The organism is Candidatus Nitrosacidococcus tergens (assembly GCF_902810445.1).
Lineage (GTDB): Bacteria > Pseudomonadota > Gammaproteobacteria > Nitrosococcales > Nitrosococcaceae > Nitrosacidococcus > Nitrosacidococcus tergens.
The window spans coordinates 190,368-204,015 of record NZ_LR778175.1 but is presented as its reverse complement, the minus strand read 5'-3'; the positions used below and the strand labels follow the sequence as shown (position 1 = coordinate 204,015).

At 37.7% G+C, this 13,648-nt stretch carries 12 protein-coding genes; all 12 read right to left on the bottom strand.

Annotated features, from left to right (window positions below):
* Window positions 1–172: 172 nt before the first annotated feature.
* The 12 genes from NSCAC_RS01045 to grpE all read right to left on the bottom strand — a co-directional run bounded on the left by NSCAC_RS01045 (window position 173) and on the right by grpE (window position 13,636).
* Entirely contained in the window at window positions 173–385 is a 213-nt protein-coding gene (locus tag NSCAC_RS01045; RefSeq protein ID WP_197744598.1) for a hypothetical protein, read from the bottom strand.
* A gap of 291 nt (window positions 386–676) precedes the next feature.
* Window positions 677–904: an RDD family protein gene (locus tag NSCAC_RS01040; RefSeq protein ID WP_197744597.1), complete on the bottom strand. Its 228-nt coding sequence runs from the start codon at window positions 902–904 to the stop codon at window positions 677–679.
* A gap of 386 nt (window positions 905–1,290) precedes the next feature.
* A complete protein-coding gene (locus NSCAC_RS01035) occupies window positions 1,291–1,761 on the bottom strand; it encodes an RDD family protein (RefSeq protein ID WP_197744596.1) in 471 nt (156 codons plus the stop codon).
* Between the two features lie 116 nt (window positions 1,762–1,877).
* Window positions 1,878–2,942, bottom strand: coding sequence for a class II fructose-bisphosphate aldolase (gene fba, locus NSCAC_RS01030; protein WP_197744595.1), 1,065 nt, complete (start codon window positions 2,940–2,942; stop codon window positions 1,878–1,880).
* Window positions 2,943–3,032: 90 nt separating this feature from the next.
* A complete protein-coding gene (gene pyk / locus NSCAC_RS01025) occupies window positions 3,033–4,496 on the bottom strand; it encodes a pyruvate kinase (protein ID WP_197744594.1) in 1,464 nt (487 codons plus the stop codon).
* 63 nt (window positions 4,497–4,559) lie between these two features.
* Window positions 4,560–5,741 (bottom strand): phosphoglycerate kinase, encoded by a 1,182-nt coding sequence (locus NSCAC_RS01020; RefSeq protein ID WP_197744593.1) that lies wholly within the window; start codon window positions 5,739–5,741, stop codon window positions 4,560–4,562.
* 70 nt (window positions 5,742–5,811) lie between these two features.
* Window positions 5,812–6,825, bottom strand: a complete 1,014-nt coding sequence (gap, locus tag NSCAC_RS01015; protein ID WP_197744592.1) for a type I glyceraldehyde-3-phosphate dehydrogenase — start codon at window positions 6,823–6,825, stop codon at window positions 5,812–5,814.
* Window positions 6,826–6,900: 75 nt separating this feature from the next.
* The gene (tkt, locus tag NSCAC_RS01010; protein WP_197744591.1) at window positions 6,901–8,898 is read right to left on the bottom strand and encodes a transketolase; all 1,998 of its coding nucleotides are present in this window, start codon (window positions 8,896–8,898) and stop codon (window positions 6,901–6,903) included.
* Between the two features lie 156 nt (window positions 8,899–9,054).
* Window positions 9,055–9,855, bottom strand: a complete 801-nt coding sequence (gene dapB / locus NSCAC_RS01005; RefSeq protein ID WP_197744590.1) for a 4-hydroxy-tetrahydrodipicolinate reductase — start codon at window positions 9,853–9,855, stop codon at window positions 9,055–9,057.
* A 22-nt stretch (window positions 9,856–9,877) separates the two neighbouring features.
* Complete coding sequence (gene dnaJ / locus NSCAC_RS01000; protein ID WP_197744589.1) at window positions 9,878–10,993, bottom strand: molecular chaperone DnaJ; 1,116 nt, start codon at window positions 10,991–10,993, stop codon at window positions 9,878–9,880.
* A gap of 27 nt (window positions 10,994–11,020) precedes the next feature.
* Window positions 11,021–12,940 (bottom strand): molecular chaperone DnaK, encoded by a 1,920-nt coding sequence (dnaK, locus tag NSCAC_RS00995; RefSeq protein ID WP_197744588.1) that lies wholly within the window; start codon window positions 12,938–12,940, stop codon window positions 11,021–11,023.
* A gap of 87 nt (window positions 12,941–13,027) precedes the next feature.
* Window positions 13,028–13,636, bottom strand: a complete 609-nt coding sequence (gene grpE, locus NSCAC_RS00990) for a nucleotide exchange factor GrpE (protein ID WP_197744587.1) — start codon at window positions 13,634–13,636, stop codon at window positions 13,028–13,030.
* Window positions 13,637–13,648: the final 12 nt, after the last annotated feature.

Here is a 13,648-nt window from a genome sequence, read left to right as displayed (position 1 = left end):
ATAAAGTAGTATTAAGCCAGTTATGCCTAATTAAATTCAATTTTGGCTACACAGAGAATAATAAGTATCACATTTACCTTATCTAGCTACTCTCTAAATAATTAGTCATTACCTTATATAGATAGAAATCTGATACAACATATAAAAAAATAATAGGGTAAATCCTATAAATTTATTTCAAGTACTTTATCCAAACTACTAAACAGCCTAATCCCATGATTTCAATACCAATATAAATGGAATGGACAGGGCTACGATAAAGAAATGTGATTCCTACCAGAATAACAATAAAATAGCCTATTTTTGGAGATTCTAATTTTTGTAGGATTGAAAACCAAAGCAAGCTAACAACAATACTAGCTAAAATTAGAGTTGAAAATAACACTGGCTATGAATTTTTTATTTTAGGCTTGGGTAAATATTTTCCTTCTTTCGTTAAATAATAACTTACAGTAGTCAAAGCTTTTGAAGCTACATATACCGCAATGGTATAAATAACAGTTCACCATACTCCCCAACCTCTATAAACTACGGTAGTATCCAATATTTGATCCCAAAGCGTTATTTTTCCTGAGCGAAACCTAAAATAAGCTAAGAAATAAATAAATAAATTAATAATAGGCAAATAAAATACCAATCCTAATATGATCACTAAGAAAGAGCGTTTTAAGGCACGTCATAAAGTAAGATAAATTCCTTGTGGTGTTTTAACTCTAATACCGAATACCCATTTTCCAAGGGTGGCGCCTACTATAAAAATAGCTGCAATAAAGACGCTAAGAAACCAAACGATAATTATTTCTGTACTATGATTGCCTTGATAAACTCTAGCAATAGTATCAAATACAATAAATAAAATAAGTATAAAAAAGCTAATAGTACGAGCAAAAAATCTCCGCCACAAATAATAGGAGTTAGGTGCTTCTAATTGGGTATTTGATGTGCTTAAAGAGAGCGAAGGTTCTATTGGCTGGGAATAATTAATATCTGGTTTTAACTTTTCTCCACAGTGACAACAAAAATTTGTACCCGCATCAACAGTAATGCTGCATTTAGAGCAATCTATGATCTTTAAAAAAGCAATATAGCCTAAAGTGGAGATAATCCTAGCTCGCTCAAAAGTTTATTTATATAGATTAATAAAGTAAACATAACTGCAATATTAATTAAAATAAATAATGAATAAGCAATAATTGCTCGCTATAAACTCCATTGGTATTGAATAATAGCACTGGTAGCCTTATCCCATGGAGTAATATTGGTTTTTTTGAGTTGAATGTAGTAATGGAATTAGCTAAAAATATAAAGCCCCGATCCCATAATATTAGCGAGTAAAGAACACTTTACTCCTGCTAAAAAAGAAATATTTTTACCACTTGAATAGTGAGTTTTAATTCCAAATAGCCATTTTCCTGGGGTAGTACCTACTTTATTTAGAAATAAAGCTTCATACATTATGAGAAGTAATAGGGTACCAATAAGGGTGTAGAATAAAATTAGAGAAATATCCTCACTATTATAGCTATCTAACTTAAAATCTTTAAAAAAGTAGCCTAATAAAATACTAATGAAGATTAAATCGATATTTCTAGCAAAATACCGCCGCCACGGATAATGTTTTTGACTCCACCCTGCCTCTGTAACTAAAGAATGTAGTTTAACCTCTTCTTTTTTTTGAGCTTGTGTATCATATAAAGTACCGCAATTTAAGCAAAGACTCTGTTTATTATTTATAAGCGTATTACACTTAGGACAATTCATACAGATGGGAAACTGTGGTGTACTTAGACAAATTAGATAGCAAGAAGGAAGATAAATCCTTCCGCTATCTTAAGATTAGAGCTAATAAAGAGGCTAAATAAATTTTATTATTTTTTTTAGTTGACTCGAGGATCTAAGCTACCGCTTACATAGCGTTTAGTCATCTCTTCAAGGGAAATAGGCTTGATCTTCGATGCATGACCTGCTGATCCAAATGCTTCATATCGAGCTTGGCAAATATCTTTCATTGCAATTGTGGTGACTTTAAGATATTTTCTAGGATCAAAATTCTTTGGATTTTGGGCAAGATGTTTACGAATTGCTCCAGTAACAGCTAAACGTAAATCCGTGTCAATATTAACTTTACGTACCCCATGGCGAATTCCTTCTTGAATTTCTTCCACAGGTACACCATAAGTTTCACCAATATCTCCACCAAACTCATGAACAATTTTAAGCCAATCTTGAGGCACGGAACTAGAGCCGTGCATCACCAAGTGAGTATCAGGAATGCGCGCATGAATTTCTTTGACTCGACCAATTGCTAAAGTCTCTCCAGTAGGTGGCTTAGTGAATTTATAGGCTCCATGACTTGTGCCAATAGCAATAGCAAGAGCATCTACTTTAGTGTTTTTAACAAAATCTGCCGCTTCTTCTGGATCGGTTAATAATTGGCTATGATGTAGCTTACCTTCGGCTCCTGATCCATCTTCTTCCCCTGCCATACCTGTTTCTAAAGAACCTAAGCAGCCTAATTCCCCTTCCACAGAAACACCGCAACTATGAGATATTTCGGATACTTGCCGAGTGACATTTACGTTATATTCATAACTAGACGGAGTTTTCATATCTGCCATTAAAGAACCGTCCATCATTACAGAAGTGAAATCAGATTGGATAGAACGTATACAAACGGCAGGCTCTGATCCATGGTCTTGATGCATACAGATAGGAATATAAGGATATTGCTCTACTGCTGCTTCAATGAGATGACGCAAGAAGGGTTCGCCTGCATAAGATCTAGCACCTGCAGAGGCTTGCATAATCACAGGGCTATCAACAGCTTCAGCTGCTTGCATAATTGCATGGACCTGTTCCATATTATTTACATTAAATGCAGGGACACCAAAATTATGCTCAGCAGCATAATCTAATAATTGACGTAATGTTATTAAAGCCATTATTTACCCTCTTGTAATTATTAAAGGCCTCCTAATACTTTTAGAAGGCAGGTTTATCAATAAATTGTTAATTTGATTATTTTTTTCTGTTTATGTAGTTGGTATAAAAGCTGGTTCATCTCCCACTCGAATAACACGCATAGTATTGGTACTCCCCTGTACTCCAGCCAGATCCCCTTGAGTAATAATTACCCAATCCCCTTCGTGCACAGCGCCTCTTCGTTGCAATTCGTTAATTGCTTCACTATCAGTAGCAGCACAATTAACTGCACCACACCCTATGGGACTTGGGTAAAAGCTTATAGGATAAACACCACGATAAAGGGTTACTCTTCTGCGAGTTTCAGCATGGGGTGATAAAGCGTAGATAGGTATACCAGAGCTGATTCTAGACATCCATAAGGGAGTAGCTCCAGATTCAGTTAAAGCTGCAATAGCTTTCACGTCAAAATGGTTAGCTAGATACATTGCAGCCATAGCGATCCCTTCATCTACTTTACGAAACCGAGTATTTATTCGATGATTTGACGCAGTAATCTGCCTTTGTTTTTCTGTTTCACGACAAATTCTATCCATAGCAGCTACTGCTTTTACTGGGTAACTCCCAGATGCAGTTTCTGCTGAGAGCATAACGGCATCCGTTCCATCTAAAACTGCATTGGCTACATCTGATACCTCAGCACGAGTTGGAATAGGGTTTGTAATCATAGATTCCATCATCTGGGTAGCTGTGATAACAACCCGATTTAATTCTCTTGCTAAGTGGATAATATTTTTTTGCACAGGAGGCAGTGCTGCATCGCCAATCTCAACTCCAAGATCTCCTCGAGCAACCATGACTGCAGCAGAAGCATGGATAATTTCTTCTAACTGTTCTAAAGCTTCAGCTCGCTCAATTTTAGCGACAACGCCTCCTTTGCCTCCTGCAGCTTGAAATAGCTCTCTTGCCTCATGAACATCAGTGGCACTTCGAGGAAAAGATATAGCTAAATAATCTGCTTGAAGATCAGCAGCATGCTGGATGTCTCTCCGATCTTTATCGGTAAGTGCTTTAGCTGAAAGCCCTCCTCCTTGGCGATTAATTCCTTTATTATTTAATAAGTAACCGCCAATCACAACACGACAATTAATTTTAGACCCAGAAACTTCCTCTACCCATAGAGTAATGCGACCATCGTCAAGCAATAAAGTATCGCCTGAACTTACATCATCTGCTAATGCTTTATAATCAACACCAACTTGAGTTTCATCACCCTCATTTTCTGGTAAATTCACATCTAAAGTGAAACGAGCGTTATCTTCTAAGTATATTTTTCCTTCTTTAAACTTAGAAATTCTAATTTTTGGTCCTTGTAAATCTACTAAAATACCAACATGCTTTCCATGAGCTTGGGCACGTATTTTTATAATCTCTGCTCTTTTTCGATGAAGTTCATAATTTCCATGGGAGAAATTTAGGCGAACTATATTAACACCTGCTTCGATCAGTTGATCAAGAATTTTAGGATCGTCTGTAGCAGGTCCTAAGGTTGCGACGATTTTAGTACGTCTCATTAACATAGCAAATAGCTATTACCAAATTAAAACCTTAAAATTTGTTTATAAATATTGCTAAATCTAGCTATTTTTTGCCCGTTCTTCAAGAATACTAATAATAGGTAGTTTCTTTCCTTCTAAAAACTCTAGGAATGCTCCTCCACCAGTTGAAATGTAAGAAACTCTATTACTAATTCCATATTTACTAATTGCAGCTAAGGTATCCCCTCCTCCGGCAATGGAAAAAGCAGAACTTTCTGCAATAGCTAAAGACAGTTCTTTCGTTCCCTCTCCAAACTGATCAAATTCAAATACACCAACTGGACCATTCCAAATGATAGTTCCTGCAGTTTTTAATATATCCGCAAACTGTTTGGAAGTTTTTGGTCCAATATCAAAAATCATATCATCATTAGTAACTTCACTAACTAATTTAAGGCTAGCAGGTGTACTTTCTGAAAATTCTTTACCACAAACTATATCCACTGGTACAGGAATATTACTTCCCCTTGCTTTAGCCTCGCGTGCTAATTGAGCAGCTGTTTCTACTAAATCTGCTTCATAGAGCGATTTACCAATATTATACCCTTCGGCAGCGATAAAAGTATTTGCAATTCCTCCACCGACTATTAGCTGATCAACTATTTTTGATAGAGATTCAAGTACTGTAAGTTTCGTAGATACTTTAGATCCACCCACAATAGCTACCATAGGTTTTGTAGGATTATCTAATGCTTTTCCTAGTGCTTCTAACTCTTTAGCAAGAAGAGGACCAGCACAGGCAATAGGAGCATATTTTGCTACACCATAGGTAGAGGCTTGAGCACGATGAGCACTACCAAAAGCATCCATTACATAAATATCACAAAGATTCGCCATTTTTTTAGACAAACCCTCATCACATTTCTTCTCACCTTGGTTAAACCGGACATTCTCACAAAGTACAGCCTGCCCTTTACTTAAGGAAATACCATTTAACCAATCTTTAACTAAAAGTATTTCTTGACCCAATAACTGGGTTAGATGCTTTGCTACAGAAGCTAGAGAAAATGCCGCATCGAATACCCCTTCTGATGGACGTCCTAAATGAGACATAAGTATGACTTTAGCCCCTGACTTAATTGCCTGCTGTATGGTTGGCAAAGAGGCTCGAATGCGAGTATCGTCAGTAATCTTACCGTCCTTTAATGGTACATTAAGATCTTCACGAATTAGAACTCGTTTTCCAGTTAAGTCTACATCCATCATTTTCAATATTGGCACGGAACTTATTCTCCTAAGCATAAGGGATTAAAGCAAATATTATTCTTTAATCCCTAATTATTTTTATTAATTACTTAGCGTTCATTAATGCAACAGTGGTGTCCAGCATGCGATTGGAAAAGCCCCACTCATTATCATACCAAGCAAGTACTTTTACTAGATTGCCTTGCATTACTTTAGTCAGCATTGATTCATAAGTTGAAGAGCAAGGATCGTGATTAAAATCTACAGAGACTAAAGGTATATCATTATAGCCTAATACACCTTTCAAGCTACCTTCAGCTGCTTCACGCATCATCCCATCAATTTCAGCTTTAGTCGTATCACGGCAAGCAACAAAGACAAGATCAACTAAAGAAACATTAATAGTGGGTACCCGTATAGCAAACCCATCTAATTTGCCATTTAATTCTGGTAGTACGAGCCCCACTGCTGCAGCTGCTCCTGTTTTTGTGGGAATCATTGAATGGGTAGCAGCTCGTGCCCGATGAAGATCAGTATGATATACATCAGTTAATACCTGATCGTTAGTATAAGAGTGAATAGTCGTCATTAATCCATGATGAATTCCGATACCATCCTGGAGTACTTTTACTAAGGGAGCTAAACTGTTAGTAGTACACGATGCATTGGAAATAATAGTATCAGATGCTTTTAGAGTATGATGATTAACTCCATAGACAATAGTAGCATCTACATCTTTACCACCAGGAGCGGAAATAATTACTTTTTTAGCGCCTGCTTTAATATGGGCCGTTGCTCTCTCTTTTGAAGTAAATAGCCCAGTACATTCGTGGACTACATCTATGCCTAACTCTCCCCAAGGTAGCTTAGAAGGATCCCTCTCGGCAATAACCTTAATTTTGTCTCCATTGACTAGTAAATGATCATCCTCAGCAGATACCTTCCCAGGAAATTTACCATGAACTGTATCATATTTAGTCAAATGAGCGTTTGTTTTAGTATCGCCCAGATCATTAATTGCTACTATTTGAATTTCGCCAGTACGATGATGTTCGTACAAAGCACGCAAAACATTGCGGCCAATGCGACCGTAACCGTTAATTGCGACTTTTATTGTCATGATTTTCTCCGTATTCTTTTAATAAAACTACCCAAAATACCGCAAACACTAATTTATGAAAGATGCGGATTTTAACTATGAAACTAAACTTTTTGCAACTGTAATTAGATTCTCTACAGTCAATCCGAAGTATTTGTATACCTGTTCAGCAGGTGCTGATTCTCCAAAAGTATCTACTCCAAGTACTTTACCCTCTAGCCCTACATATTTTCGCCAATAATCTGGAATTCCAGCTTCTACTGCAATTCGAGCCTTCACCTTAGTGGGTAATACAGATTCTCGGTAGGATTCATCCTGATTATCAAAAGCATCTGTAGAGGGCATAGAAACTACTCTTGTTTTAATTCCACTATTAGAGAGAGATTCAAATGCTTTCTCTGCTAATTCTACTTCAGAGCCTGTAGCAATAATAATTAAATTTGGAGTACCCTCACAATCACGAAGAATATATCCTCCACGCGAAATACTCTTTATTTGCTCAGGAGTTCTTTTCTGGCATGGTAATCCTTGGCGACTTAGTAATAAGGCAGTAGGACCATTAGTATGCTCAATAGCTGTTTTCCATGCTACTAGAGTTTCTACTGTATCACATGGGCGCCATACGGACATATGAGGAATATACCGTAAAGTAGCTGCTTGCTCTACTGCTTGATGGGTTGGACCATCTTCTCCTAAACCAATAGAATCATGGGTGTAAACAAAAATGCTTTGTGCACGCATAAGTGCAGCGACCCGTATTCCATTACGAGCATAATCAGAGAACATTAAAAAAGTACCACCATAAGGGATAAAACCACCATGAACAGAGATTCCATTGATAATGGTAGACATCCCAAACTCTCGTACTCCGTAGTGGATATAATTGCCCGTATCGTCACTTCTAGTTATTTCCTTAGAGCCAGACCAGTTGGTTAAATTAGATCCTGTTAAATCTGCAGATCCACCAAGAAGTTCAGGTAAAATATGAGCATAAGCTTCAATAGCATTTTGAGAAGCCTTACGAGTGGCCACTTTCTCTGCTTTAGTATCGGCAGCAAAAATAGTTTCCATCACTTTTTCCTCCCAATTTTCTGGGAGTTTTTTTGCTAATCGGCGTTCAAACTCTGCAGCAAGATCTGGATAGGATGATTTATAAGCTGAAAATTTTTCATTCCAAGCTTTTTCAGCGGCAGTTCCTTTTTCTATAGCATTCCAATTATCGTAAATTTCACTTGGAATTTCAAAAGGTGGATAATGCCATCCTAGTTTCTCTCGAGTAGCAGCAATTTCAGCATCTCCTAAAGGTGATCCATGACAATCGTGAGTACCTGCTAAATGAGGAGAGCCAAAACCAATAATAGTTTTGCAGCAAATTAAAGTAGGTTTATTTGTAACTGATTGTGCCTCTAGGGTGGCTTGGCGGATGGATTCTGAATTATGACCATCTACACCACGAATCACATGCCAACCGTAAGCTTCAAAACGTTTTGGAGTGTCATCTGTAAACCATCCTTTTACATGACCATCGATAGAGATACCATTATCATCATAAAAAGCAATAAGCTTCCCTAACTCAAATGTCCCAGCTAAAGAGCATGATTCATGAGAAATACCCTCCATCATGCACCCATCACCTAGGAAAACATAAGTATGATGATTAACAATCTCATGACCATCGCGATTAAAGTGAGCTGCAAGTATTTTCTCAGCGAGAGCCATTCCCACCGCATTACTAATACCTTGACCTAAGGGACCAGTTGTTGTTTCAACGCCTGGTGTATGCCCATATTCTGGGTGACCTGGTGTTTTCGAATGAAGTTGACGGAATTGTTTGAGATCATCTAAAGTAACTTTATAGCCTGTTAAGTGGAGTAAGGAATAAAGCAGCATAGATCCATGACCATTAGAAAGAACAAAACGGTCACGGTTAGCCCAATGAGGATTATTAGGATTATGGTGGAGAAAATCATTCCATAACACTTCAGCAATATCTGCCATCCCCATAGGTGCTCCTGGGTGACCAGATTTTGCTTTTTGCACTGCATCCATGCTCAACGCACGAATAGCATTGGCTAGCTCTCTGCGAGAAGGCATTGTTACCCCCTAAATTGTATAATTAATTTTACTTAAGTGGGTAGTTGCCTACCCCACACCCTTAAAAAATTGCCAAAAAAATAATAAACCTTAATTATAACCTAAGATATTCTTATCCTTACGTACAGGTAGTCCCTCTAACAGAGGAAGAAAAAATTATGAAAAATCAAGCACATCCTGCATATTATATAAACCTGGAGATTTATCTACTATCCAGTGAGCTGCTCTTATTGCTCCATAAGCGAAAATCATTCGATTAAGTGCTTTATGGCTAACTTCTATCCGCTCTCCTTCCATTGCAAATACAACGGTATGCTCCCCTGGAGTATCACCTATTCGAAGGGAAGAGAACCCTATTGTTTTTGATTCTTTATCTCTAGATTTACGCTGACCCGATACTATACATGAATTTAAATCCAGATTAAGTTCTTGAGCAATAACTTCCCCCATGCGAAGTGCAGTTCCTGAAGGGGAATCCGATTTATGTCGGTGATGAGCCTCTATAATTTCAATATCTGCTTCTTTTCCCAAGACATGCGAGGTTATTTCTAATAATTTTAAACATAGATTAATCCCTACACTCATATTAGGTGCAAAAACGATGGGAATACGATGAGATGCTTTAATAAGCTCTTGACATTGATCTGAAGTAAATCCAGTAGTACCTATAACTATAGGTTTAGCATTTTCCTCGCATACCTTAATATGTGCTAGCGATACTTCTGGACGAGTAAAATCAATGATTAGATCAAAATCTTCTTTTTTCTCAGTTAAATGAGTGATAATTGATACTTGCAGTACACCTACACCAGCTAATACTCCAACATCCTCACCAATAAAGGGGCTATCGGGATGTTCGCTAGCAGCACTAATTGCAATCCTTTTATCTTGGTAACCTGCTTGAACTAGTGAACGTCCCATACGCCCAGCTGCACCTGTAATTGCTATTCGAATCATAGTTTTTATTCTAAAAGTGCAATTAAGGTTTTATTTCTTCAAAAAAATTCTTCACCCTTTCTAGCCAAGAATGGTGCTTAGGACTATGGCTGGTATTTTGCCCCATAGAATCTCTAAGTTTTTGTAAAAGCTCTTTTTGCTCTGTATTTAGATTCACTGGTGTCTCTACCATTATTTTACATAAAAGATCTCCGATTGATCCTCCATGTACGGGGGTTACTCCCTTTCCTTTTAAACGAAAAGTTTGTCCATTTTGAGCGCCTGCTGGAATTTTTAAAGCAGCCTTGCCTGTTAAAGTAGGTACCTCTAAAGTACCACCTAAAGCTGCTGTAATCATATTGACAGGAACTTCACAGTGAAGATTATCCCCTTCTCGGGTAAAAATAGGGTGATTTTTAATTTGAACTTCTACATATAGATCGCCTGCTGATCCTCCGTGTTCCCCTGCCTCTCCTTCTCCAGCTAATCTAATTCTATCTCCAGTATTTACTCCAGCAGGAATTTTAACTGAAAGAGTTTTATGCTCCTTTATTCTGCCCTCGCCGTGACATGATCCACAAGGTGTACTAATAATTTGACCAGCACCATGACATCGTTGGCAAGTTTGCTGAAGAGAGAAAAACCCTTGTTGCATCCGTACCTGTCCATGCCCATTACAGGTAGGGCAAGTAGTGGGGGAAGTACCAGGTTTTGCTCCACTACCATGACATACTTTACACTCTACATAGGTGGGGAGGCGAATCTTTGCGGTAGTACCTGTAACAGCTTCTTCTAAGGTAAGAGTCAAGTTATAACGTAAATCTGATCCTCGATAGGCTTGTTGCCCACCACCTCGAGCTGCACCAAAGATATCACCAAAGATATCGCTAAAGATATCATTAACATTAGCACCACCTGCACCATATCCTCCAGCATTTACCCCTGCATGACCCATTTGATCATAGGCCATGCGTTTTTTGGGATCGGAAAGCACATCATAGGCTTCTTGGATATCTTTAAATTTTTCCTCAGCCTCTTTATTATCCGGATTACGATCTGGGTGGTATTTCATTGCTAATTTCCGATAGGATTTTTTAACTTCTCCCTCAGAAGCTTGTTTAGAAACACCTAAAATTTCATAGTAATCACGTTTTGCCATGCTTTAAGTTATTAATCTTTAATTCAGTTATTTTTTATCTTCCTTAACCTCTTCAAAATCCGCATCTACAACATTTTCATCTCCTGCTTTATGCTCATGATGAGCATGCTCATCATGTTGCCCTTGATTTTGGCTATAAAGATGCTCTGCCATCTTACCAGAAGCTTCTGTAAGTGCTTTAAGTTTTTCCTCAATAGCATCTTTATCATCACCTTTCATAGCAGTTTTTAAAGCCTCAATCGCACTTTCTATACCGCTTTTCTCCTCTGCTAAAATCTTATCCTTTACTTCACTTAAGGATTTTTCAGTTGCATGGATTAAGCTATCTCCTTGATTTCTAATATCAATAAGTTCTCTAAATTTCTTATCTTCTTCAGCATGAGATTCCGCATCTCGAACCATCTGCTCAATCTCTTCCTCGCCTAACCCACTAGAGGCTTTGATAATAATAGATTGTGCTTTGCCTGTTGCTTTATCTTTGGCAGAAACATTGAGAATACCATTGGCATCTATATCAAATACTACTTCAATTTGAGGCATCCCCCTAGGAGCTGGCGGAATACCTACTAAATCAAATCGACCAAGAGACTTATTATTTTCCGCTCTTTCTCGTTCCCCTTGAAGTACATGGACTGTAACAGCCGTCTGATTGTCATCAGCTGTTGAAAATACTTGGTCCTTACGGGTAGGAATCGTAGTGTTTTTTTCAATCAGCTTAGTCATCACCCCACCTAAAGTTTCAATTCCTAAGGATAGTGGAGTAACATCAAGCAGTAATACTTCTTTTACCTCTCCTGAAAGCACACCTGCCTGAATTGCAGCACCCATTGCTACAGCTTCATCTGGATTAACATCTCTACGAGGTTCTTTACCAAAGAACTCTTTAGTTACTTCCTGCACTTTGGGCATACGAGTTTGACCGCCGACTAAAACTACCTCGTCAATCTCAGAAGCGCTTAATCCTGCGTCTTTAAGTGCAATTTGACATGGAGTTAAGGTACGAGTAATTAAATCCTCAACTAAAGATTCTAGTTTGGCTCGCGTTAAGCGAACATTTAAATGTTTAGGCCCAGTAGCATCAGCAGTAACATAAGGCAAATTAATATCTGTTTGCTGGCTGGAAGAAAGCTCAATTTTTGCTTTTTCTGCGGCATCTTTGAGACGCTGCATAGCTAGAGGATCACCTAGTAAATCAATCCCTTGTTCTTTTTTGAATTCGTCAGCAATATAATCAATGATACGCTTATCAAAATCTTCACCGCCAAGGAAGGTATCCCCATTAGTGGAAAGTACCTCAAACTGGCTTTCCCCTTCTATTTCAGCAATTTCAATAATTGAGACATCAAAAGTACCCCCACCAAGATCATATACTGCAATCTTTTGATCTCCTTTTTTCTTTTTATCTAACCCATAAGCAAGAGCGGCAGCAGTAGGTTCATTAATGATTCGTTTTACTTCAAGCCCTGCAATTCGACCAGCATCTTTAGTTGCTTGCCGCTGGGAGTCATTAAAGTAAGCAGGTACTGTAATTACTGCTCCTGTAATTTCCTCTCCTAAATAATCTTCTGCAGTTTTTTTCATTTTGCGAAGTACATTAGCAGAAATTTCAGGAGGAGCCATTTTCTTACCCATGACTTCTACCCAAGCATCTCCATTATCAGCTTTAGCAATTTTATAAGGTACTAGTTTAGTGTCCTTTTGTACTACTTCTTCATCAAAGCGACGACCAATAAGACGCTTAATAGCATAGAGGGTATTTTGTGGATTAGTAATTGCTTGACGTTTTGCCGATTGACCCACTAAAGTTTCATCATCTTTAGTAAATGCAATTACAGACGGGGTAGTACGATCACCTTCAGAATTCTCAATAACTCGAGGGCTATTTCCATCCATAAGAGCAACACAAGAATTTGTTGTTCCTAAATCAATACCAATTATTTTTCCCATTACTGATCTACTCCAGAAATCTATTCTATTTATTTTAAGAAATTAAAAACCTGTCTATTTGTTATTATTGGGGCATATTTTTTCATTTCAAGTCTCTAGATCTTCATCAGAGGGTGTTTTTATACTTAATTTAGAGACAACTACCATAGCAGGTCGTAATAAGCGATCATTCAATAAATAACCTTTACGTACTACTGCAATAACAGTATTAGGATCGTAATCATCATTTTCTTGGGTAGATATTGCTTGATGAAATTCAGGGTTAAAAAGCTCATTTACAGGATCTATTTCTTTGATTCCAAAGCGATCAGTGATTTGATTAAATTCTTTAAGAATGAGTTCTGTACCTTCTCGTAGAATGTCTACACTTGCATTTTCTTCCTGTGCTTGAGATAAACCCATCTCTAAACTGTCCCTTAAAGGGAGTAAATCCTGGGCAAATTTCTCTAAGGCATACTTTCTCGCTTTTTCCAGCTCCCTCTCATATCGCCGGCGTTGATTTTCTAGATCAGCTTTTGCGCGTAATAATTCATTCCAGTGAGAGTCCGCTTTACTAAGTGCTTCTGTTAAGCGATCTTCTATCTCACTAATATGTGATGAAAGTGATTCTTGATCTTGAGTTTCTTCAATATGATTTTCTTCTATTTTAGAAGGATCGTGATTCTTTTCCGGAGAAGTGGTTTCTTCAGATATCATATTAATTCTCCA